The following is a 23,798-nucleotide window of genomic DNA, read 5'->3' on the forward strand; positions in this document are numbered from 1 at the left end:
TTAGATACTGAAATCTGAAGTGAGTCGTCGATTAACTTTTGTGGTTGAAGCGGCCCAGTTTCTTCAACACACCTTCTAAAAAATCAATTTCTAATGCCTGCTCACCGATTTTTGCATGTAGTTTTTTTAGATCGATGGGTGGTTCTGTTGGAGCTTTTGATTGATCGAAAGCTTGCGAGGAAGCTGAGATCAATTGATTTTTCCAGTCAATAATTTGGTTTTGATGAACATCAAACTCAGCACTCAATTCAGCAAGTGTTTTTTCTGCTTTAATCGCAGCAAGTGCTACCTTAGCTTTAAAATCATTTGAATGATTTCTTCTTGGTCTACGTGCCATAAAATACTCCTTATATCGATGTTTATAACATCATTTGGGGAGCAAAATATCACTTATAGCTGTTGTTCAAATTTCCTGATCCACCTCTCTGATCTGTCGCATACAAGGTAATGAGATTAATCCCCTTGACGGATCGGTGGTGTTTGCCTGACCAAAAATAGCTAACTAAGTCCATATGTTGACTATATGGTTTATCTAAAACAGTATCATCAGTACTGACTATAAGTTTATTATTATCAATATGTTGAATTGCTTCTTGATATAGGTCGTGAGGTGTGTAGTCTTCACGCTCTAGAAAGCGATTTACACTATCATGCGAGATATTATAAGTCTCGGCAAGTTGTGTGCAGCTAATAGAGTTCGGTTCTGTCATGAGAAAGCCCATATAAATGGGTAATGTACAAGTTGCTGTAGAAGCATGTTTAGTTCGTCTGATCACAGATACTTTATAAACTATTTTAATACTTTTTTGAATCCGTCAATGCGTAAGTCCTAGTATCTTGAAATAGGCCTTTCTTGTAAGAAAGGCCATAATGCTTATTAACGGCGTTTGTTATACACCGCCATCGCAGCTGGCAGGTTTTTACGCATATCGCCAATACGCTGTGTATTCGATGGGTGTGTTGACAAGAATGAAGCACCGCCCGCACCATCTAAACGATTCATTTTTTCCCAGAGACTAATGGCTGCATTTGGGTTATAGCCCGCTTTTGCCATCAGCATTAAACCGCCATAATCGGCACGGCTTTCAAGATTGCGCGAATAAGGCAGACCAATACCAATTTGACTGCCCAAATTAATTGCGGCATTGCCTAGATCGCCGATATTGGTACCCGCATAAGACGTACCAATGCCAATCGCAAGGTTGGTCAGTGCCTGCGCACCAATCTTACTCTTTGCATGTTCTTCAAGTGCATGGGTCATTTCATGGCCCATGATTGCTGCAATTTCATCATTACTCAAATTTAGCTTGTTGACAATACCTGTGTAGAACACCACTTTACCGCCTGGTGCCACATAGGCATTGACGCTATCAGACTTTAATACCGCCAGTTGCCAGTCAAAACGTTGACCTGTTTGATTGAGTTGATCAGCATAAGGTTTCAGGCGCAGGAACACACTATTAATACGTTGATAGGTACTTGAACTGGTATCCAACTGGTTTTTGGCACGTGCTTCCTGAGTCATTTTTGCAAAACTTTGTGCAGATTGCGCATTCAGGGTTGCGCTGTCTGCACCCGCCATATCTGCAAATGAGGCACAGCCTGAAATGGTCATTACAGTGATCGCACAAAAGCTTAAAGCCAATTTTTTCATACTTATTTGCTCCAAATCAGTATTTTATGAATATCGTCATGATTAAGGAGGATTATAAAAAAATGTTTATAACGCTTTACATTCCGAATGGCTCTATAATCATTGTAATTATGTAATCACTATTTTGTCATATTGCATGAATTTTCACATAAATTGATAAAATTAAAGCCAGTGTTTTTGCACTGGCTTTGATAGTGAGACAGAAGCCTGATGAAATCAATCTTCGTCGTCAAACTCCTCTTCAGAAAAAGCATTTTCTTCTAAAGACGTATCAAAAATTAAAATGGCCTTACCCTCAGTCTGGATCATGCCCTGATCTTCAAGCGTTTTAAGCACACGGCCAACCATTTCACGTGAACAGCCCACGATACGGCCAATTTCCTGACGGGTAATACGAATCTGACGACCATTTGGTAAAATCATTGCCTCAGGTTGAGCAGATAAATCAATTAAGCAACGAGCAATACGACCAGACACATCAATGAACGCAAGGTCAGTCATTTTACGTGTGGTGTTCTTGAGACGGCGTACCAACTGGGCAAATACTGCATAGCTTAGGTCAGGGTATTGCTTGCTTAACTCATGGAAATTGTCGTAGGAAATTTCAGCAATCTCACATACATCTCGGGTACGTACTTCTGCGGTACGTTGAGGATTCTTTTCAAAAAGACCCATTTCACCAAAGAAGTCGCCTGGGTTGAGGTAGGCGACAACAATTTCACGCTCATCATCTTCACGTAATATAATTGACACTGAACCTTTTAAAATTAAATACAGTGATTTTGATTCAGTTCCAGCATCAATAATCGTGGTGCGTTTAGGGTATCTGTTAATATGAGCACGTTTTAGCAAAGCCTTTACTGACTCAGGCAGTTGGCCTGGAGATAAAGCATCAGTGCTAAGTTGTGAAAAATTTGAAGTCATGCTTAAAATTTCCGAATTTGGATGAAACCGATCGCACAGGCTTTGTTAAAGCCTTTTCTACACAGAAGAGATGAAATTCCTTATCAACTCATTTTATGTTAGTGTACAAGAACTAGGTAAATTTATAACGTTTTTTGGGTAGTTGCAATGCAAACAAGTGTACATTGGTTAGAGAATGTTGCTTTTGAAGCGAAATCGGAAAGTGGCCACAGTGTGGTGATGGATGGTTCCGCAGAATATGGAGGTGAAAACCGTGGTCCACGTCCTATGGAATTGATTTTAATGGGACTTGGTGGTTGTGCTTCGTTTGATATTGTGACCATTTTAAAGAAATCCCGTCAAGATGTCACAGATGTTGTATGTCACTTAAAAGCCGAAAGGGCAGATGCAATCCCAGCCGTGTTTACAAAAATCCATCTACACTTCATTGTGACAGGTAAAGCGGTAAAAGCCAAGCAGGTTGAAAAGGCAGTTGAACTGTCAGCGGAAAAATACTGTTCAGCAAGTAAAATGCTTTCGGATGGTGGGGTGGAAATTACCCATGACTTTGAAATTATTGAAGTGGATAATGCCTGATTGTTAAATATTTCTAAAAAGTGATCTATTGCCATAGATTACTTTTTTATAAGTTTATGTTTTTACTTTATGAACAATTGTGGATCTACCCGAGCATTGTTCAGGCTCATTCCCCAATGTAGGTGCGCGCCCGTCACACGCCTAGTTTTCCCGACCAGTCCAAATTGTTCACCCTGACGAATATGCTGTCCTTTTTCCACATAAAAGTACAATAAAGGTTCTGTGCAAATTGGAAAAGACCGAAAATTTATACAAAACATACTTGAAATATATTATTTATAGACCCATATTGTTACTGAGTGTTATCCATATTTTGTTTTATAAGATTTTGGAAAAACATATAAATTTTATTTGAAAATCTAAAAACTGTTCGCATCTTAGTGATAAGTTAAAAATTTGTTGTGAGGAATAACAAGAATGCGCTTTGAAAAATTTACAAACCGCCTACAGCAAGCACTCTCAGATGCACAGTCACTGGCAATAGGCAAGGACCATACCGCAATTGCAGGGATTCATATCCTTATGACATTGCTGGAAGAACCTGCTAACCAGAGTCTGTTGCAGCAAGCAGGGGCTGATTTACCCACCTTAATGCAAAAACTGAATCAGGCATTAAATGATGCTGCAACGATTAGTAATCCGACGGGTGACGTCAATTTAAATCCAGAAGCGGTACGCATTTTAAATTTAGCTGATAGTTATGCACAAAAAGCAGGGGATGAATTTTTATCCACTGATTGGGTGCTATTGGCATTGGCTGAACAGGGTGAAACCAAAAAAATTATTGAAAGCTCAGGTGCAACTGCACAGAAATTACGTGCAGTCATTGAAAAAATTAGAGGAACAGAAAAAGTGACCACCAATAACCATGAAGATCAACGTGACTCACTCAGTAAATATACCATTGATTTAACCGAGCGTGCCTTGGCAGGCAAGCTAGACCCTGTGATTGGGCGTGATGATGAAATCCGCCGTACCATTCAGGTGTTGTCACGCCGTACCAAAAATAACCCTGTGCTGATTGGTGAACCTGGGGTCGGTAAAACCGCGATTGTAGAGGGCTTGGCACAACGCATCGTCAATGGTGAGGTGCCTGAAAGCTTAAAGAATAAACGTGTGCTTTCACTGGACTTGGGTTCGTTGCTAGCGGGTGCAAAATATCGTGGTGAGTTTGAGGAACGCTTAAAAGCGGTGCTGAAAGACCTTGCCAAACATGAAGGCGAAATCATCTTGTTTATTGATGAGCTGCATACCCTTGTAGGCGCGGGTAAGGGCGATGGCGCAATGGACGCAGGTAACATGCTTAAACCTGCGTTGGCGCGTGGTGAACTACGCTGTGTTGGTGCTACCACTCTAGATGAATATCGCCAGTATATTGAGAAAGATGCAGCGCTTGAGCGTCGTTTCCAGAAAGTGTTGGTGGATGAGCCAAGTGTGGAAGATACCATTGCGATTTTGCGTGGTCTTAAAGAGAAATATGCAACCCATCACGGTGTACAAATTTTGGATTCCGCGATTATTGGGGCGGCGAAAATGTCACATCGTTACATCACTGACCGTCAGTTGCCAGATAAAGCGATTGACCTGATTGATGAGGCGGCTTCACGGATTAAAATGGAGATCGACTCTAAGCCAGAGGCACTGGATAAGCTTGATCGCCGTCTCATCCAGTTGAAAATGCAGTTGGAAGCGGTGAAAAAAGATGAAGATGCAGGCAGTAAGGCTGAAGTCAATCATCTTGAGCAGCAAATTGCTGAAAAGCAGAAAGAGTACAATGATCTGGAAGAAATCTGGAAAGCTGAAAAAACACTGGTTGAGGGTGATAAAAAAGCCCAGATCGAATTGGATCAAGCACGGGTTGCTTTGGAAAAAGCCAAACGTGAGGGTGATTTGGCGGAAGCAGCACGCCTACAATATGGTGTGATTCCAGAGTTACAAAAGCGTCTGGAACAGGCGGAAGTTGCTGAGGAAAATGAGGAACCTAAACTCATTCGTACCAAAGTGACCGAGAATGAGATTGCTGAGGTGGTCAGTGCGGCAACAGGTATTCCTGTAACGAAAATGTTGCAGGGCGAACGTGAAAAACTGCTCCAGATGGAAGAATTTCTGCATAAACGTGTGGTGGGTCAGGATGAGGCGGTGGTGGCGGTTTCCAATGCGGTACGCCGTTCACGCGCAGGTTTGTCTGACCCGAACCGCCCAAGTGGATCATTCCTGTTCCTTGGCCCGACAGGTGTGGGTAAAACCGAGTTGACCAAGGCATTGGCTAACTTCCTGTTTGACAGTGATGATGCCATGATTCGGATTGATATGTCTGAGTTTATGGAAAAGCACTCGGTGAGCCGTTTAGTTGGTGCGCCTCCAGGCTATGTGGGCTATGAAGAGGGTGGTGTTTTAACCGAAGCGGTACGCCGTAAACCATACAGCGTGGTGTTGTTTGACGAGGTGGAGAAAGCGCATCCAGATGTGTTCAATATCTTGCTACAGGTGTTGGATGATGGTCGCTTGACGGATTCACAAGGCCGCGTGGTGGACTTTAAAAACACGGTCATCGTGATGACCTCGAACTTGGGTTCACAAGATGTACGAGAACTGGGTGAGGGGGCCACTGATGATGAGATTCGGGCAGTGGTGATGAATGCGGTTAGCCAGCATTTCCGTCCAGAGTTTATCAACCGTATTGATGAGGTGGTGATTTTCCATCCACTGCAAAAAGACCAGATTCGTGCTATTGCGGATATTCAACTGGAACGTTTACGTTCCCGCCTCAATGAGCGTGATATAGGCTTGACTGTGGATGACACGGCATTTGATCTATTGATTGAGGCTGGCTTTGACCCTGTGTATGGTGCACGTCCGTTAAAACGTGCAATTCAGCAACAGGTGGAAAATACTCTGGCGCAGAAGATTTTATCTGGTGAGTTCCAGCCTGGAGATAACATCCTGATAAAAGCTGAGGATGGTCATTTGGTGTTTGAGAAACTCAAGTTGAGCTAGGCAAAAAATTTAACGGCCAATGTGTAAAAAGATGGTGATGCCAATCACCATCTTTTTTTATATGAGTGCAACTGGTCAGATTTTTTGGGGAAAAGTACCAATAACATTGCGGCTTGATGAAAAACTTGATAGTTTCAGAACAAATAAGAAAAAAATTCAGGATGAATTGCAATGGAAAATAAGCAACATCATTACACGGACCGCTGTGTAATTTTGTTTATGATCGCTTTATCTTCAATGGGGCATGCTGCACAACCATTGAATGAAGTAAATCTGGCACTACAAACAGGCGTGCTGAATAACGCATTGCCGAGCATCATTGTAAAAGCCCAGCAGGATGTATTAAAGCCAGAGGAAGAACGCTGGCGTGCACAACGTGTACTAAGCGATCAAAATCTCCGTGATGTACGGATTAAAATTCTATCAGAAAGCGTTTTATCACCTTATCAAGAGCAGAAAAGAAACACTGTTTCGGATGGGCGAGATAAAAAAGCTGCAACCATTAAACCTCATGCAGTCGCTCCAGATCGTTTGATGATTTATGAGTTTAATTCAGATAATGTACACACCTATGAGTTTTCTGATACCTATAATACTGCTGGCAATCAGGTAGATATTGAGGGGCGTGTTACAGGTACCGTGACTTTAAATAAGAAATAATACAATTTATTCGAGAATTTATTTTTTCTGTACATGATATAATACTCAAAATTTTAAACTGATAAGTGAAGCCACCATTCGAGTTAAGACAAAATGGTGGCTTGTTTTCAGTTTCAAAGTTGTTGGTGTTTTATTTTCCAGGCACGATGAATTTTTTGATTACGTTTGAAATCTAGTCCAATGGTTTCAGAGGTAATTTCTTCAACATCGTATAGGGCTTCAAGTTCCTCATCCAATTCGAAACCTCTATAGTTATTTGAAAAATATAGTGTTCCCTCACTGTTTAGACGGTTCATTGCCCGTTTAAGCAGTGAAACATGGTCACGCTGTACATCAAATGTTCCATAGAATTTCTTTGAGTTTGAGAAAGTCGGTGGATCAATAAAGATCAGGTCATATTGCTCATGACCCTCTTTTAACCATTCAAAACAGTCACTGGCAAAAAACATATGCTGTTCATCTGCATGGTCTACGGTTAAGCCATTCAGTACAAAGTTTTCTTTAGACCAACTCAGATAGGTGTTGGATAAGTCAACACTGGTGGTACTGGCTGCGCCACCCAATGCGGCATGCAAGCTTGCAGTTGAGGTATAGCTATACAGGTTCAGGAAATGCTTGCCACGCGCTTCCTTGGCGATTCGAAGACGAATCTGGCGATGGTCTAAAAATAGACCTGTATCCAAGTAATCGGTTAAGTTGACTAAAATTTTGGCATCACCTTCCTGAACGATAAAGCGTTTAGAGGCGGTACTTTGTTTGGTGTATTGATTGGTACCTGTCTGTTTTGCACGGGTTTTAATAAATATGGCATCACGTTGTAAGCCAGTCACAGCACGGATTGCGGCAAGTGCAAGGTTAAAACGTTTTTTGGCTTTTTCAGGATCAATGGTTTTAGGTGGCGCATATTCCTGAACATGCAATCTATCCCCATATAAATCAACGGCAACGTTGAAGTCAGGCAAGTCGGCATCATACAGACGTAGACAGTAGATATTTTCTTTAACTGCCCATTTTTTTAAGGCCTGCATGTTTTTTTGCAAACGGTTGGTAAAATCCTCAGCACCCTCGATTTTTTCAAACTGTTGTGGTTGCCATGTTGCCAAAAAGGGTTGGGTGACAGTTGCTGGCTTGATGGTGCCAAAACGCACGTAGATTGGTAATTTACCATTCATTAAACGTAAGGTTTGTGGGTCGTTAAATGCCAGTACATCTGCCTGTTCAACCTGTGCGGCAATAATTGCGGCACGCTGGTTTGGAAAATTCTTCTGTAATAGAGCCGATAAACCCAGATATAAAGAGCGGTTTGATGCTTTATCTCCCAAACGTTCCCCATAAGGAGGATTGGTCACAATAAAGGCTTTCTTGCCCTCGGCATGAAAGTCATCCCAGTCCGCTAAGGTACGTTCTTCAATCTGGATTTGGTCAAGCAGTTTTTCAAAACCCGCAGCAATGATATTTTGGCGGGTGGCCTTGACTGCTTCCCAGTCTGCATCGTAAGCATAGAATTTAGGTAAAGCCTGTTCCAAAGCTTTTTCATGGCGTTCCGCTGCTTCAGCCTTAAGTGATAACCAGAGATCACGGTCATGCCCATGCCAGCCATTAAAACCAAAACGTCGAACTAGGCCTGGCGCACGATCTGTTAAAATCATGAGGGCTTCAATGATGAATGTGCCTGAACCGCACATTGGGTCAAGAATAATATCGGGTTGATATTGTGCTAATTGAGCTTTTTGTAGAATTGCCGCTGCCAGATTTTCTTTAATTGGCGCATCGGTCATAAAACGGCGATAGCCACGTTTATGCAGAGAATCACCAGATAAATCCAGACAGTAGGTGTGTTCAGTTTTACCTGCCAACACATAAAGTGTAATTTCAGGCTGCTTGATATCAATACTTGGGCGTTTACCCACTGCTTCCATAAAGGAATCTACAACGCCATCTTTAACCCGTAAGGTGGCAAACTGGGTATTGACCTTAATTTCACGTTCAACATGCAGGCGCACTGCAAAGGTGCTTTGTGGAGCAAAAATTAAAGACCAGTCAAAACTGATTGCACCCTCATAGAGTTCTTCCGCCACATCACGGGCATCATGCGAATGTTCCAACTCATGTCTATGAATGGGCAAAACGACTCGTGAGGCAAGGCGTGACCACATACAGACCCGATACGCCTGTTCCAGTGTGTCCTTAAAAATCAAACGTCCCGCAAAACGTTGAATGTCATGAATACCAAAGCTTTCCAATTCTTGTTGTAATAAGGTTTCCAGTCCATCCGCACAGGTCACCCAATATTCTGTTAGACGTGGTTTAGCGTTCATTCAATGTTCCAAAGCGGTTTTAGCAATCGGCTATTTTAACTGATTTTTACCTGTTCTGTCGGCGCATATTTGTGTGATCGTCAGCTTTATCATCTATTAAGAGGTTTTTTTAAAGTGATCTGATGTTTGTTTATAATTTCTGCACGTGGGGCAGGGCATTTTTTACTTCATTTTAATAATTGGTACAGATTTTGCATTTCTTTAGATAAATTATCGTTAAATACTTCTCCCAACGATGTGAGGACGTTATGAAAGAAAGCATGAATAATGAAGTGATGGTCAGTGCCGAGGCTTTTGCAACCGCAACCCAAATGTATGTCCGTTTAAGACGGGTATCCAGTCGCGTGATTGACGTGATGTACTTGGTGCATAACAAGGAATATGCACAACATATTGTGGATATTGCCCTGGCAACACAGGATGCCGAGCTGGCCCATTATGTTGAGCGCTTGCGTCCGTTAATTGACCTATATCCTGAGCCAGCTCTCGCCTTGGTTGAAACTAAGGTGGAAGCTGAGAAAGAACAGCCTGTTGAGGAAAATGACTACTATTCAATAGAGGTGACTGACGAAGAGATTTATCAGGCACAGGTTCATCATCACTATATTGGTGCGCTGCGCTAGCCGAATCTGTTGCAACTCTCTCATTTAATGCAACATAACGGTGAAAAGTTGTTCTGCGAAAATACAAGAATTGGGCTACACTATGCAGGTTTTGGTGATTCGACCCATAGGAATCCATTATGCATATTGCAGCCCTGCATCAACCGAGTCAGGTTCAACTGAATCAGCAAGGAAATTTAAAACACTTTTTAACCATTGAGGGCCTTTCAAGGGAAAGCCTGACCAAGATTTTAGATACAGCACAAAGCTTTTTAGATGACAATAATAACCTGATCAACCGTCCCTTATTAGAGGGTTTGACGGTGATGAATCTTTTCTTTGAAAACTCGACCCGTACCCGAACCACCTTTGAGGCTGCGGCAAAACGTTTATCTGCAAATGTCCTGAATATTGACATTGCACGCTCAAGTACTTCAAAAGGTGAAACGCTGCGGGATACGCTTTGGAATCTGGAGGCGATGGCGGCCGATATTTTTGTGGTACGTCATTCATCTTCAGGTGCCGCACATTTTATTGCCAAAGATATCTGCCCTAAAGTTGCCATTATTAATGCGGGTGATGGTCGCCATGCACATCCGACCCAAGCAATGCTGGACATGCTGACCATTCGCCGTGAAACCAAGAAACCATTTGAACAACTCAGTGTGGCCATTATCGGTGATATTAAACATTCACGGGTGGCACGTTCAGACGTTGCGGCATTACAAACGCTGGGCTGTAAGGATATTCGTGTGATTGCGCCGAATACCTTGCTACCTGTGGGTTTTGATGAGTATGGTGATCATGTGCGTTTATTTAACCAGATGGATGCAGGCGTGACAGACTGTGATGTGATTATTGCCTTGCGTATCCAGAACGAGCGGATTGATTCACCTGCCTTAGCGTCACAGTCTGAATTTTATAAAATGTACGGACTTAACAAAGAACGTCTGGCTTTGGCAAAACCTGATTGTATCGTGATGCACCCAGGGCCGATGAACCGTGGTGTTGAAATTGATTCCAGCATTGCCGATGGTGACCAGTCCGTGATTCTCAAGCAGGTCACCAACGGGATTGCGGTTCGTATGGCTGTATTGGCACTTGCAATGCAAGGACAATTACAGGAACAGGGTTTAATTGATGTGATTGCACTGTAAGGGATAGCTCACATGAGTATTGTAAAAATTGAAAATGTCCGTGTGCTCGATCCAATTCAAAAAACTGATCTGGTTAAAACAGTTTTTATTGAAAACGGAAAATTGGTTGAAGCCGTTGATCAGGTGGATGAAAGCATTGATGGGCAGGGTAAATGGTTGATGCCAACCATGGTGGACTTGTGTGCGCGTTTGCGTGAACCAGGTCAGCAGCAGCATGGCACCTTGAAGTCGGAAGGCAAGGCAGCCCGTGCCAATGGGATTCTGCATGTGATTACCCCACCAGATTCAAAGCCAATTGTGCAGGATAATGGTGCCTTGATTCATGGTCTCATTGAAAAGGCACAACTCGATGGCGGTATCTATTTGCAGATCATTGGCGCACAGACCCAGGGTTTAAATGGAAAACAGCCAGCCAATATGGCGGGTTTAAAAAAAGGTGGTTGTACAGCCGTTTCCAATGCCAATGCAGCCTTTGAAAATGATGATGTGGTGATTCGTACCCTTGAGTATGCTGCTGGTTTGGGGCTGACGGTGGTGTTCTATGCGGAAGAACCGCAAATTGCCAAAGATGGTTGTGCGCATGAGGGCTTTATTGCCTCACGTCAGGGCCTGCCAATGATTCCTGCGATTGCAGAAACAGTGGCGATTGCCAAGTATCTACTGATGATTGAAGCGACAGGTGTTAGGGCTCATTTTGGCCTGTTGTCCTGTGGCGCGTCTGTGGAGTTGATCCGAGCTGCCAAGGCCAAAGGATTGCCTGTGACTGCCGATGTCGCCATGCATCAGTTACATTTAACTGAACAACTAACAGATGGTTTTAATGCACTTGCGCATGTGCGTCCACCGCTGCGTTCCGAACAGGACAAGGCATTATTGCGTCAGGGTGTGAAAGAGGGCGTGATTGATGCGATCTGTACCCATCATGAACCATTAAGCAGTTCTGCGAAAATGGCACCTTTTGCCGAAACACAGTCTGGAATCACCGCTTTTGATACTTATGTGGCACTGGGTGTGCAACTGGTAAACGAGGGTGTATTTGAGCCACTGGAATGGGTGGAAAAAGTCACTTCGATTCCTGCACAGGTGGCGAATATGTCACAGCGCTGGCAACAGGAGGCAGGCTGGGTGCTGGTTGATCCATCATTGCAATGGGTAGTTTCCAAAGCCTCAATTCTTTCCCAGGGGAAAAACACCCCATTGATTGGACAGCAACTGACAGGTAAGGTGATTGGTATATTTGCCTGATAATTATCATAAAAGGCAGAATAAGTTGACTGCACCTTATTCTGCTTTGTAAAATGTGATGTAAGTGTTGTATTGAAAGTTTATAGAACAGATTAAAACTAAGAAAAATTCATTAAAGTAATAACAAATATCTAAGGCTCGGCTAATACGATAAAGCGGTTGAATGGAAATTGGAGTAAAGTATATGTCTATAAATCCAATCGAGTTACTTAAACAGAAAGTTTCATCGGTCATCGTCAATGACCAAACTTGCCTGGTCAATGAAAAAAATGCCATCTTATCAAGATTCTACCCAATTCTCTTAAGTCGTTTTTTAGCAAATCCAGAACTGATTGATCAACTTAAGGAAAAGCTAAGGCCTTGTCTATCTGATTTACTGGAAAATAATAATCAGGTGATCAATTCATTGCTTATACATCTTGCCGCTGGAAAACTTTCAGTTACAGAAGTAGAGACCACCTTAAATCGAGCAATTCCTAAAAGCTTGGCTGTGCTTTCAGCTGAGGTTGGCCATGAGGCCATCTATATTATTCATTATCTTAGGGAGCATAGTGTGTCGATTCAGGCACTGTTGCCTGTTTGGAGTGCCGAGGTGCTTTTACCTTTAAATCAGCTTAAATTAAACGAACCTGAACAGTCAGAAGAACCCTTGCCAGAAATGCCACCTGAGCCTCATAGGCATCATCGAATTTTCCCATTTTTTGCCCTGTTTGTTGCCAGTTTTTCACTCATTTGGTTATACCAGTTAGTGAGGTGAAAGATGGGGACATGTGATTCACTGGCAGATAATGCAACAGAAGAGTGGCGTTTTAAAAACCGCAGTATTGAATTTTCAGTAAGCCCTTAACCAGTTATTTAAGCAATGCTTGAAAAGCGTTATGGCGACATAACTTTTTTTATTTTGACCATTTACTTTAGCTATTTAATTATAAATAGGACTGTTTAAAGTAAAATAAAGAAAAAACTCGAAAATATGCTTTTAAATTGAGTAGAATACGCCAGAAAAAAACAAGACAAGAGGGTGATTCTAAATGAACAGGTTTTTTATATTTACAACTTTGACAACGACAATGTTATTGGTGGGTTGTAATAAATTAAAGCCAACTGAGAAAGCCGAAGACACCGCAACGGCTGCTTCCGAGTGGAGCTGTACCAATCAGGAAAATCTCAACCATATTCAGGCGGCGTTGAAAAAAGAATAGGGGCTGTAGTAGATTAGCAGAAGTGCTACTCTATGAAAATGAAGATAAATCGTTGTAAATTAGATAAAAATACCCAAAGAAAGCTTGTCGAGTTCTTTGTTGCTGAGGTAACAGCTAGAACTGCGGCCAATTTGCTGGATATTCAGCCTAATACTGCGGCACTATTTTATAGAAAAATACGTGAAATAATCATGTACCACCTTGACCAAACTGCCGATGATATTTTTGAGGGAGAGGTTGAGTTAGATGAAAGCTACTTTGGTGGCACTCGTAAGGGAAAGCGTGGGCGTGGTGCTGGTGGAAAAGTGGCTGTATTTGGTATACTAAAGCGCGGTGGTATGGTTTATGTCAAGGTTGTCCCTGATACCAAGTCTGATACATTAATGCCTGTTATTACACGTAAAGTAGCGCCTGATAGTGTGGTTTATACTGATAGCTATCGAAGCTACAATGTGCTTGATGTTAATTGTTTTTATCATGAGCGAATTAACCATTCTAAAGATTTTGCAAAAGGTCGAAATCATATTAATGGTGTAGAAAATTTCTGGAATCAAGCTAAACGCATCCTAAGGAAGTACAATGGGATTGACCGAAATGCCTTTCCATTGTTTATTAAAGAATGTGAGTTTAGATTTAACTATGGGAGTCCAAAACAACAGCTCGAAATACTGTTGGATTGGACGGGTATTTGACCTTATCTACTACAGCCCCAAAGAATATTTAAAACAGATTGACCGTAGTTTAAGACAAAGTGACTACCAGTCTGACTATGACATTCTTGATAAAATCAACAAGGGACTCAAGTTTGAAATTACCAATGTGCGTACTTTAGAGGCTGAGAGTGGGGAAGCATCAACAACCAAATTAAACTGCGAAAGCCAGTTGGTGATTTCTTTCCCGAAAGGCTTACAGAAACGTGCAGAAAATGCCTATTTTGAAGAACAAAAATATCAGGGTGATGGGGAGTGTGAAGAGAGTTGTAAGCCATATACCCTGAATGATCATTTTTCCGATAGCGAATATCCACTAAGTCTTGAAGATGACCAATTAAAAGGCGAGTTCTTGTATGACCTCACCAAAACGGATAAAGATGGTTTGGTCTTTAATATCCCAAGTCAGAACTCTGTGATTGAGGGTGTGGTGTTTATGGCAACAAGGGCGGTGCAGTATGTTGCTTATTTAAAGGAAAATCAGCGGATTGAAAAAGAAGGGGCAGCATATCAACAAGAGTATGATGCCAATGAGTCTGCTCAAACTGACTTGGCACAAAAAGCTATGGATGTGCGTAAAAAAGAGTTAGATGCTGAAAAAGCCAAACAGGTTGAGCGTTTAAATCAAGCTTGGGATCAATTTACGCCTGAGCAAAAAGCACAGTTGCAGCAAGACCAGTCCGACTGGTTTGAAAAACGCGATGTGGACTGTAAGGTGCTGTCACAAAAGAGTGTCTATGATATTGCTGAAAAAGATATGGAAACCTATCAAAAGCAGGCACGGTACTGGAATGATGCAATGCGTCAGCAGAATCAGGATATGCAATATACGCAATGTTTCACCAAGCGTACGGTTGAGCGTGTGGTTTACTTGAATAATGTGTTTAATTAACAGGTCTTTTTTAACTTTTAAACGGGTTGATTGAGATTTCTGCATAAAATCGAGCTATCCATAGCTCGATTTTATTTCTTGTATTTCATTTTGCTATGCTTGAGCAAATTTCCTGATAGAGAGCTGCTATGAAAATCACCCTCATTGGTTCTGGGCGTGTGGCAACCCATTTGGCGTTGGCATTACAGAACCAACATCAGATTGTACAGGTCTTTAGCCCTAAGCTGGCCCATGCGCAAAAGTTGGCGCAGCAGCTTGATGCACAGGCAATCGACAGTCCCTGCCAGCTTGATCCACAGGTTGATCTAGTAATTGTTGCAGTAAGTGATCAGGCCATTTCCCAAGTCATTTATTCAATTACTGGATATTTACCACAAAATTTGATCGTTCATACCTCTGGTAGTACCAGCCTAGCAGTCATTGAGCACACACATTCGCGGGCAGGTGTATTTTATCCACTGCAAACCTTTAGCTTTGAGCGTGAAGTGAACTGGCTGGAAACGCCATTGTTTGTGGAAGCAACTGAGCAGCAAGACTTGGAAGCTTTAACACAATTGGCAAATAGCCTAAGTAGCCAAGTTTATCAATACAGTTCCAAGCAGCGTCAGACCCTGCATCTGGCGGCAGTGTTTGCATGTAATTTCAGTAATTATTGTTATGACATGGCCCAGCAGATTGTTGAGGCTGAACAAGTTGATTTTAGCCTGCTTTATCCCCTGATTCTGGAAACTGCGGACAAGGCCACAAAGCATGATCCGAAAACCATGCAAACTGGGCCTGCCATGCGGGGTGACCAGAATATTCTACAGATGCATGGTCAGTTGCTGGCTGAGGCAGATCGTAAGGATTTACAGAATATCTATGTATTGCTGAGTGAGGGGATTTTTAAACACCACCAAATCAATGGATGAGTTAAGCTTTATGAATAAGCCTGTCATCTAGGCTGAGGCGTTTGGATATTCCAGAATGCATTAATGCAATCGAACATATTCAGCATAGTAAATGTTGCCTTTTCATGTTCAATCTAAAGCGAATTTTAGATAAAAATAGCTCAGATGAGGACGGTCGCATGGACAATTCAGAGCAAAAAAAGCATAAACAAGAGAATAATGGCTACGCTCAGCAGTGTTGTATGCATTATTGGCAACGATTTCTGCACCAACCAGTATGACAATTGAGATGGCAAAAAGGTCAATCTCACTTTGGCAAGTTTCTGCCGTGGCAATGGTTTTGTTTTATATACTGAATAAATCTTAAACATTTGTTTTTGAGCTGATACCTAAAACAAAATGATATGTGTAGGATAAGCGAACTGAACTCATCCATTCCGAAAAATTATGAATATATCTTTAAGACCACAACCTGTGATCAATAATCTTTCAGGTGAGAATGCCCTGTTTATTGTGTTGGGCATCAATACCAATCCTGATCACTCAGAAATTATTGACTTTTTGGCCAATTTCTCCGCTTTGGTACGTAGTCTGACCAACCGTTTTCCGCAGGGAAATTTCAGTGCTTCTGTAGGGATTGGTTCGCATGCCTGGGACCTTTTATTTCCCGAAATGAATAAGCCTAAGGAGCTTGTGCCGTTTCAGGAACTCAAGGGACCTCGACATACAGCGGTTGCAACCACAGGAGACCTGTTTTTTCATATTCGTGCCAACCAAATGGCGATTTGCTATGAACTGGCTTCCATTCTGCATGATCAGTTAAAGGAACATACCTATCCGATCAGCGAAACCAAGGGTTTTAGATACTTTGATGGTCGTGCCATTCTTGGTTTTGTGGATGGTACGGAAAATCCTGAACATGAAATTGCCAAGGATATTGCCTATGTCGGACAGGAAGATGTCGAGTTCCTTGGTGGTAGTTATGTCTTTATCCAGAAATATTTGCATAACATGGAGATATGGAAAAGCCTGACCACTGAAGAACAGGAAAAAGTGATTGGTCGAAAGAAATATGATGATGTTGAACTGGGTGATGATGTGAAGCCCCAAAATGCGCATAATGTGGTGAGTAAGGCACATGATGCAGAGGGCAACGAGTTAAAAATTCTAAGGGCCAATATGCCATTCTCCAATCCAACCGAGGGGGAATATGGCACGTTCTTTATCGGTTATTCGCGCTCATTCAATATTACCAAGACCATGCTGGAAAATATGTTTCTCGGTAAGGGAAATGGTCACATTGATCGTTTACTCGATTTTAGTACCGCCGTTTCAGGTAGCCTGTTCTTTGTACCTACCTTTGATTTTCTAGATGATTTGGGTGACTAAAGCATATTGCATTTGGTGTAGGGACAGACGGTAATCTGTCCGCTATGAATTAAATTCTGATGTTAATTGATTTTCTTAAACAGGAAATCATTAATTTTATGGCCAGACTCAATACCACGGCGCTCGAATTTGGTAACTGGTCGCCAGTCAGGGCGAGGGTAGCTTTGACCTTTACCTGCCACATTTTCCAGATTCGGGCGATTATCCAGAACGTCCAGCATCCATTCCGCATAGGGTTCCCAATCGGTTGCCGCGTGGAATGTACCACCCAACTCCAGCTTTTGTTCAACCAACTGCATGCGCTCATGGATAACGAAACGACGCTTGAAGTGACGCTTTTTCTGCCACGGATCAGGGAAATAGAGTTGTACACAGTTAATGCTATTGTCAGGCATTTCACGAAGTACCTGAATTGCATCTGCATCCAGTACCCGTAAATTCTTTAATCCCGCCATACCTGCTTCATAAACACATTGTGCGATACCAGGAACGTGCACCTCAATACCGACAAAATTACGTTCAGGATTGGCCTTTGCCATAAGCACCAGTGAGCGGCCCATACCAAAACCAATTTCCACAGTCAGTGGGCGTTCTGGCTGTTCAAAGTGCTGACGCAGGTCGCCAACAGGATATTCCAGAATTAAGCCACGATAATCTTCGAGCGCAGTGCGTTGAGATGTGTTGAGTGGAGCTGAACGACGCATAAACGTCACAATTTCACGATGCTCAGGTAAATTGTCAAGTTCCGTAATTTGCGTTTCTAACTGATCGTTTGACATGATTCTGGGGATATAAATTATAGAAATGCCGTATTGTAAGTGTTCAGTTGATCAAGTCAAATTTTTAGTGAGATTTTGACATGGTATCGTCACGTTTAGCGCTTAACATCGGGATAGAATTTTTATAAACAGCACATCAATGGCAACTTAAAATGCGTGAAAAGTACAAAAACATACTTTTTTGCAAATCAGTAACAAACAAAGCTTGAAAGTTTGGATGAAGCATTTTAAAACATTAATGTTAAATAACAAGGATCAAACATGAAGTTGTATTATTCACCAGGTGCCTGCTCATTGGCGGCCCATATTATTTTAAATGAAATAAATGTAGATTTTGATTTAGAACGGGTAGATTTAAAAACACATAAAACTTCAAAAGGTGCAGACTATTACGAAATCAATCCAAAAGGTTATGTTCCTGCATTGGAAATCAACCCAGGTTTGATCTTAACTGAAAATGTAGCCATTTTACCGTTTCTGGCACAGCACGATCCAAAACAGGACTTGATCCCTCCATCAGGCATGGGGCGTGCAAAGGTGCTTGAATGGCTGGGTTATCTTAACTCAGAGCTGCATGATGCCTATGCGGTATTTTTCACGGGCAAATTGACCGATGATGAAAAAAACAGGGCCTATACTGAAGTTGATCGTTTATTGAAATATATTGACAACTATCTGGCTGAATCAGAGTGTGATTATCTGGTGGATGATAATTTTGGTCCAGCAGATGCCTATTTGTTTGTCATTACAAACTGGTCAAATCATATCGAACATGATTTAACGCCATATCCAAATATTGTTGCCTTGCGCAACAAGGTCGCTGAGCGTCAGTCTGTACAAATTGCCATGCGTGATGAGGGCTTATTGGCTTAATTCCACTATACGCATAAAAAAAGCCTCTGTGACCAGAGGCTTTTTACATCAACAAATCTTATTGTTGAGCTTTTTCTTTCACATCAGCAGCGCCTGACTCTACCGCACCAGCAACTTTTGCGGTTGCATCACGGGCAGCAGCCTCAGTTTTTGCAGCAGCTTCCGCAGTCGCATTCGCAGTATGATCGGCAGCAGCATCAATTTGATCACCCGCATTATCAACTGCGGTCGCAACATTGTCAGTTGCTGTTGCTGTTGCGTCTTTGATGTCAGCACCAGCCTGTTCAGCAGCGTTTTCTAAATGTTCACCCGTAGTTGCACCTGTTTCAGGCGCTTTATCTTTATTACAGCCCACAAGTGCAACAGTAGCAGCGAGACCTAATGTAACAAGTAATTTATTCATTTTTCGTTCCTTTTCGTTGTGGCATCCAATAGGATATGGATAGCCAAAATATAAACATAAAAACGTTGACGAATAAAGTTGAAAATTTGTTGATAACTTGTAAAAACACGCACTTACATTTGAAAAATGTAAGTGCGTGCACAAGTTTTATGTTGGGTTTACACCCCAGAGCGAATCATGTAGTCAAAAGCAGACAATGAAGCCTTGGCTCCCTCACCAGTCGCGATGATGATTTGCTTATAAGGCACGGTGGTACAGTCACCCGCAGCAAATACACCTTTTACATTGGTTTCGTTACGGTCATTGATCACAATCTCACCACGATTGCTGAGTTCAACCGCACTGTTCTTCAGGAAATCGGTGTTTGGCAACAAGCCAATCTGTACGAAGATTCCTGCAAGCTCAACTGTATGCTCAACATCAGTCGCGCGATCTTTGTATTTTAATGCCGTCACTTGTGAACCATCACCAACGACTTCGGTACTGAGTGCATTCAAGATCACGGTGGTATTTGGCAAGCTGTTTAATTTGTCTTGCAATACTTGATCTGCGCGAAGCTTGGTATCAAACTCAACCAACGTCACATGCTCAACAATCCCTGCAAGGTCAATCGCTGCTTCTACACCTGAGTTACCCCCACCAATCACCGCAACACGTTTGCCTTTGAATAATGGGCCATCACAGTGTGGGCAATACGCCACACCACGGGTACGGTATTCTGCTTCACCTGGTACATTCATTTCTCTCCAACGTGCACCTGTTGAAAGAATAATGGTTTTCGATTCAAGCTTAGCGCCATTTTCCAATTCAACTTCAACCAGACCATTGGCGGTTTGATCTGCACCTGTGATCTTGCTGACACGTTGCAAATTCATGATGTCCACACCGTACTCACGTACATGCGCTTCCATATCTTGAGCAAACTTTGGACCTACGGTTTTTTGAACCGTGGTGAAGTTTTCAATGTCCATGGTATCCATGACCTGACCACCAAAGCGTTCAGCCACGATGCCTGTTTTGATACCTTTACGTGCCGCATAGATTGCCGCAGTACCACCCGCAGGGCCACCACCAATCACCAATACATCAAAAGCATCTTTAGCATTGAGGGCTGCGGCATCTTTCTCGGCTGAGTTGGTATCTAACTTGGCAACGATTTCTTCCAAAGTCATACGACCTTGTCCAATATGTTCATTGTCTTGAAACACCATCGGTACGGCCAAGATTTTGCGTTCTTCAACTTCTTCCTGGAAGAAACCACCATCAATCATGGTCGCAGTTGCATTCGGATTATAGATTGCAATCAAGTTCAAGGCTTGAACCACATCTGGACAGTTATGGCAGCTTAATGAAACAAACACGTCAAAGTTTGCTTTTAAGTTTAAGCCTTTGATCTGGTTCAAGACTTCATCAGATACTTTAGGGGCATAGCCAGATACCTGCAACAATGCCAGGATCAAAGAAGTAAACTCATGTCCCATTGGTAAGCCAGCAAAGAACACACGTGGTTGTTCGCCTGCTTTAGCTACACCGAAACTAGGACGGCGAGCGTTTGAACCGTCAAAACGCGCCGTAACCTGGTCAGAAAGTTCTGCAATTTCAGTCACGAGTTCTTTGATTTTTGCGGCTTTATCTGATTCATCTAAAGCTGCAACCAACTCGATTGGGCTTTCCAAACGTTCTAAATAGGCTTTTAACTGGGTTTTAATATTTTGGTCTAACATGTAAATCTCCAAATTCTCAGCAGTTCAAGTCAGCTTAATTTATTCAATGAAGCCATAGTACGAAAAAATAATGAATAGGTAAAACAGTATGTTCTTATAGATTTGATCGGATTTTTGAATTTAAGATAAAATATCAATATTTTGAAGATTTTTCTATCTAAAAATTTGAATATATTAAAAATTGTTATATAACTGCAATCATTTCATGGCATAACCTAAAGGAAAATAGCATGACATTACAGCGCGGCATATACCAACACTATAAGGGACAACTCTATCAGGTATTCAATGTAGCCCGCCATAGTGAAACTGAAGAAGAACTGGTGGTGTATCAATGCTTATATGGAGATTACTCGATGTGGGTACGTCCACTCGGCATGTTTACTGAAACAGTTGAGCTTGAGAATGGACAGGTGGTTCCACGTTTTAAATTAATCCAAGAGACTTAATCTGCCTGTTGGGTGTTCGCTCGGGACAGGCGATAGTGCTGTGGACTACATCCCATTACCTTATTAAATGCACGAGTAAAGTTGGCAGGGTTAGAATAGCCTAATTCGTAAGCAATATGGGTGATGGTAAAATTTGAATTTTCTAATAAATCAATTGCTCGCTCAGTACTAATTTTTTGTTTCAAAGCTTGAAATTCAACTCCTTGTTGCTGCAAATAACGTTGTAAAGTTTTAGTGGAAATATTTAGAACTTTAGCGCATTCGGTTAATGTTGGAATCTGATTGGCCTGTCGCAGCATCATGCTGACCCATTCAGCAATTTCACCTTGATGATAAATCTTCTGGATTTGTTCCTGACAGCGCTGCTCAACCACCTTTAAGCTATGAGCATCCGCCAAAGGTAAGGGTAGTGCCAGTTGTTGCTGATCAATAACAACGCGTATACCTGATATCCATGTGTAATTAAAATGAAAATTTGCTTTAACGAGGTGTATATAGCGTTCAGCATAAACAGGCTCGGGTATACTTAAATAAATTTGGTAACGTTGTAATTGTTGTCCTGCAAGTTCTAATAAGCTGTAATAAAATCCAACGGCAATTGCTTCAATATGAAATGCTAAACATTGCTTATTCATTTGCAAGATGGGTTCAAGTAATAACTCAACCTTATGTTGATGAGTTGGAAATTGAATCGATAGCTTAAAGCTAGGCATAATTAGCCGAAAATATTGTGCGATTAATCTCAAAGCATGTTTTAAATTTGGACTGGTCATTAATGCATATCCAACCAAACTATGCGAACTGAGTTTTAGATTTTTACCGAGTTCAAAAGCCAAATCTTCTGTATTAGGTAGGCTCAGGCCAAGTGCAATAAATTGTTCAATTTGTTGAATTGATAAAAGCTCAGTTTTAGAAAGTTCGTTATGAAATGCTTTTAATACCTCATTATCATATTGATGAGTACCAATCAGAATTTCGATCAACCGCAAATAATAACGAGACGGAATAACAGGGATTTGCTGTTTTTGCACAATAAAAATCCAGTAAAGTCTTAAAATGATAATATCAAGTCTTAAAATGATAATATAGAGTGACTGTAAAAGAACACAATCAATTCAAGCAAAACATTTTGTGTTTGATTGAGGAGTTTCTAATGAATATGCATACTCAACTGGATGTAGAGCAAGCAACAACAACTTTTAAAGATAAAAAACGTCATTTGTGGTTATTGGGTTTGGCAGTACCGACTATTGCAATGAGTGGTTTAGCGGGTTATCAATTTGGACCGAAAAAAACCAAAAAATTCTTTGCCTCTTTTGGTCCATTATTTATTCATGGTGTTATTCCTGCATTGGATAAGTTAATTGGTGAGGACACAGAAAATCCGCCACTTGATGCGATTGCAGATTTAGAAGCTGATCCATATTACGCACGAATTGTTAAACTTTTTATTCCATTGCAATATGCAACCAATATTTACGGCACCTATTTGGCAAGTCGTAAAGGTACATCACTTGCAGATCAAGCGTTATTGGGTACGTTGGTAGGGATGGTGAATGGTATTGCCATCAATACGGCGCATGAATTGAGCCATAAAAGTGGTCGTCTCGAACATTATTTATCACATTTGGCATTAGCTCCATCGGGCTATAATCATTTCCGTATTGAGCATCCATATGGTCATCACCGCCGTGTTGCAACGCCAGAAGATCCAGCATCATCTCGACTTGGTGAAACTTTCTGGAAATTTTTACCGCGTACAGTGATTGGTAGTTTCAAATCGGCGATCGAAATTGAGAAAAATCGTTTAGAGCGTAAAAAATTACCGTTCTTCTGTAAAGAGAATGAATTGATTCATGGTTGGGCGATGTCTGCTGTGTACCATGCTGCTATGTTTAGCAAATTTGGAGTGCGTTCAGTACCGTTCCAAGTGACACAGGCTGCTTATGCGATTACTTTGTTTGAATCAGTGAATTATATTGAGCATTATGGTTTAAAACGTGAAAAGAAAGCGAATGGTCAATATGAGCGTACTTTACCTGAGCATAGTTGGAACAATAATAATGTAGTGACGAACTTGTTCTTGTATCAATTACAGCGTCATTCAGATCATCATGCAAATCCAACACGTAGCTTTCAAACTCTACGTCATTTTGAAGATGCGCCACAGTTACCAGGGGGCTATGGAGCGATGATTTTACCAGCCTTTATTCCCTCATGGTGGTCAAAAATTATGGATGATCGAGTTGTAGAGCATTACAAAGGCAATATGGAGAAAATTAATATTCATCCAGACGCAAAAGAAAAAATATTAGAGAAGTATGCTGAACAAGTTGAAGTCGAAGCTGCTTAAT

At 41.6% G+C, this 23,798-nt stretch carries 21 protein-coding genes and 5 pseudogenes; 16 read left to right on the forward strand and 10 right to left on the reverse strand.

Annotated features, from left to right (window positions below; all coding sequences use genetic code 11):
- From F972_RS05250 to crp, 4 genes and pseudogenes are all read right to left on the reverse strand, one after another.
- Positions 1-337 (reverse strand): annotated as a pseudogene (locus F972_RS05250) (transposase); the annotation flags it as partial.
- 64 nt (positions 338-401) lie between these two features.
- Positions 402-776: pseudogene (locus F972_RS05255) on the reverse strand (IS701 family transposase); the annotation flags it as partial.
- 101 nt (positions 777-877) lie between these two features.
- Positions 878-1,654, reverse strand: a complete 777-nt coding sequence (locus F972_RS05260; RefSeq protein ID WP_004677951.1) for a M48 family metallopeptidase — start codon at positions 1,652-1,654, stop codon at positions 878-880.
- Positions 1,655-1,870: 216 nt separating this feature from the next.
- On the reverse strand, positions 1,871-2,578 hold the full coding sequence (crp, locus tag F972_RS05265; RefSeq protein ID WP_004681047.1) for a cAMP-activated global transcriptional regulator CRP: 708 nt from the start codon (positions 2,576-2,578) through the stop codon (positions 1,871-1,873).
- A 147-nt stretch (positions 2,579-2,725) separates the two neighbouring features.
- On the opposite strand from crp, the gene F972_RS05270 reads away from it, so the two are divergent.
- A complete protein-coding gene (locus tag F972_RS05270) occupies positions 2,726-3,154 on the forward strand; it encodes an OsmC family protein (RefSeq protein WP_004681045.1) in 429 nt (142 codons plus the stop codon).
- Positions 3,155-3,216: 62 nt separating this feature from the next.
- On the opposite strand, the pseudogene F972_RS15150 reads toward F972_RS05270, so the two are convergent.
- Positions 3,217-3,354, reverse strand: a pseudogene (locus F972_RS15150) (M23 family metallopeptidase); the annotation flags it as partial.
- 217 nt (positions 3,355-3,571) lie between these two features.
- On the opposite strand from F972_RS15150, the gene clpB reads away from it, so the two are divergent.
- Both clpB and F972_RS05280 read left to right on the forward strand, forming a co-directional pair.
- Positions 3,572-6,151, forward strand: a complete 2,580-nt coding sequence (gene clpB, locus F972_RS05275) for an ATP-dependent chaperone ClpB (RefSeq protein ID WP_004681043.1) — start codon at positions 3,572-3,574, stop codon at positions 6,149-6,151.
- Between the two features lie 171 nt (positions 6,152-6,322).
- The gene (locus F972_RS05280; RefSeq protein WP_004681042.1) at positions 6,323-6,811 is read left to right on the forward strand and encodes a hypothetical protein; all 489 of its coding nucleotides are present in this window, start codon (positions 6,323-6,325) and stop codon (positions 6,809-6,811) included.
- 113 nt (positions 6,812-6,924) lie between these two features.
- Here F972_RS05280 and rlmKL read toward each other — a convergent pair whose 3' ends face one another.
- Complete coding sequence (rlmKL, locus tag F972_RS05285) at positions 6,925-9,129, reverse strand: bifunctional 23S rRNA (guanine(2069)-N(7))-methyltransferase RlmK/23S rRNA (guanine(2445)-N(2))-methyltransferase RlmL (RefSeq protein WP_004681040.1); 2,205 nt, start codon at positions 9,127-9,129, stop codon at positions 6,925-6,927.
- 248 nt (positions 9,130-9,377) lie between these two features.
- Between rlmKL and F972_RS05290 the strand changes: the two genes are divergently transcribed.
- From F972_RS05290 to F972_RS05325, 10 genes and pseudogenes are all read left to right on the forward strand, one after another.
- A complete protein-coding gene (locus F972_RS05290; RefSeq protein ID WP_004681038.1) occupies positions 9,378-9,752 on the forward strand; it encodes a hypothetical protein in 375 nt (124 codons plus the stop codon).
- 119 nt (positions 9,753-9,871) lie between these two features.
- Positions 9,872-10,888, forward strand: a complete 1,017-nt coding sequence (locus F972_RS05295) for an aspartate carbamoyltransferase catalytic subunit (protein ID WP_004681037.1) — start codon at positions 9,872-9,874, stop codon at positions 10,886-10,888.
- Between the two features lie 12 nt (positions 10,889-10,900).
- Positions 10,901-12,133: a dihydroorotase gene (locus F972_RS05300; RefSeq protein WP_004681036.1), complete on the forward strand. Its 1,233-nt coding sequence runs from the start codon at positions 10,901-10,903 to the stop codon at positions 12,131-12,133.
- 184 nt (positions 12,134-12,317) lie between these two features.
- Positions 12,318-12,890, forward strand: coding sequence for a hypothetical protein (locus F972_RS05305; protein WP_004681034.1), 573 nt, complete (start codon positions 12,318-12,320; stop codon positions 12,888-12,890).
- A 274-nt stretch (positions 12,891-13,164) separates the two neighbouring features.
- Positions 13,165-13,332: pseudogene (locus F972_RS15775) on the forward strand (DUF1311 domain-containing protein); the annotation flags it as partial.
- A 35-nt stretch (positions 13,333-13,367) separates the two neighbouring features.
- Positions 13,368-14,027 carry an IS1595-like element ISAba36 family transposase gene (locus F972_RS05310; RefSeq protein ID WP_000782406.1) on the forward strand — a complete coding sequence of 220 codons (660 nt, stop codon included), beginning with the start codon at positions 13,368-13,370 and terminating at the stop codon, positions 14,025-14,027.
- Positions 13,975-14,937 carry a hypothetical protein gene (locus tag F972_RS05315; RefSeq protein ID WP_004681032.1) on the forward strand — a complete coding sequence of 321 codons (963 nt, stop codon included), beginning with the start codon at positions 13,975-13,977 and terminating at the stop codon, positions 14,935-14,937. Before F972_RS05310 ends, F972_RS05315 begins: the two co-directional genes overlap by 53 nt.
- 128 nt (positions 14,938-15,065) lie before the next feature.
- Positions 15,066-15,848 carry a Rossmann-like and DUF2520 domain-containing protein gene (locus tag F972_RS05320; protein WP_004681031.1) on the forward strand — a complete coding sequence of 261 codons (783 nt, stop codon included), beginning with the start codon at positions 15,066-15,068 and terminating at the stop codon, positions 15,846-15,848.
- A 223-nt stretch (positions 15,849-16,071) separates the two neighbouring features.
- Positions 16,072-16,187 (forward strand): annotated as a pseudogene (locus F972_RS15780) (formate dehydrogenase accessory sulfurtransferase FdhD); the annotation flags it as partial.
- An 87-nt stretch (positions 16,188-16,274) separates the two neighbouring features.
- Positions 16,275-17,216, forward strand: a complete 942-nt coding sequence (locus F972_RS05325) for a Dyp-type peroxidase (RefSeq protein WP_004681030.1) — start codon at positions 16,275-16,277, stop codon at positions 17,214-17,216.
- Positions 17,217-17,278: 62 nt separating this feature from the next.
- On the opposite strand, the gene trmB is transcribed toward F972_RS05325, so the two are convergent.
- Positions 17,279-17,995: a tRNA (guanosine(46)-N7)-methyltransferase TrmB gene (gene trmB / locus F972_RS05330; RefSeq protein ID WP_004681029.1), complete on the reverse strand. Its 717-nt coding sequence runs from the start codon at positions 17,993-17,995 to the stop codon at positions 17,279-17,281.
- Positions 17,996-18,256: 261 nt separating this feature from the next.
- Between trmB and F972_RS05335 the strand changes: the two genes are divergently transcribed.
- Positions 18,257-18,868, forward strand: coding sequence for a glutathione binding-like protein (locus F972_RS05335; RefSeq protein WP_004681028.1), 612 nt, complete (start codon positions 18,257-18,259; stop codon positions 18,866-18,868).
- Positions 18,869-18,926: 58 nt separating this feature from the next.
- Here F972_RS05335 and F972_RS05340 read toward each other — a convergent pair whose 3' ends face one another.
- Positions 18,927-19,271, reverse strand: a complete 345-nt coding sequence (locus tag F972_RS05340) for a hypothetical protein (protein WP_004681027.1) — start codon at positions 19,269-19,271, stop codon at positions 18,927-18,929.
- Positions 19,272-19,429: 158 nt separating this feature from the next.
- Positions 19,430-20,995, reverse strand: coding sequence for an alkyl hydroperoxide reductase subunit F (gene ahpF, locus F972_RS05345; protein ID WP_004769195.1), 1,566 nt, complete (start codon positions 20,993-20,995; stop codon positions 19,430-19,432).
- Positions 20,996-21,225: 230 nt separating this feature from the next.
- Here ahpF and F972_RS05350 point away from each other — a divergent pair, with 230 nt between their 5' ends.
- Positions 21,226-21,444, forward strand: a complete 219-nt coding sequence (locus F972_RS05350) for a DUF1653 domain-containing protein (RefSeq protein WP_004759731.1) — start codon at positions 21,226-21,228, stop codon at positions 21,442-21,444.
- On the opposite strand, the gene F972_RS05355 is transcribed toward F972_RS05350, so the two are convergent.
- Positions 21,441-22,475: a helix-turn-helix domain-containing protein gene (locus F972_RS05355; protein ID WP_004769196.1), complete on the reverse strand. Its 1,035-nt coding sequence runs from the start codon at positions 22,473-22,475 to the stop codon at positions 21,441-21,443. The two genes, F972_RS05350 and F972_RS05355, sit on opposite strands and share 4 nt — an antisense overlap.
- Before the next feature lie 122 nt (positions 22,476-22,597).
- Between F972_RS05355 and F972_RS05360 the strand changes: the two genes are divergently transcribed.
- Positions 22,598-23,797: an alkane 1-monooxygenase gene (locus F972_RS05360; RefSeq protein ID WP_004769197.1), complete on the forward strand. Its 1,200-nt coding sequence runs from the start codon at positions 22,598-22,600 to the stop codon at positions 23,795-23,797.
- Position 23,798 lies beyond the last annotated feature (1 nt).

The organism is Acinetobacter sp. CIP 102529 (assembly GCF_000368325.1).
GTDB classification, from domain to species: Bacteria; Pseudomonadota; Gammaproteobacteria; order Pseudomonadales; family Moraxellaceae; genus Acinetobacter; species Acinetobacter parvus.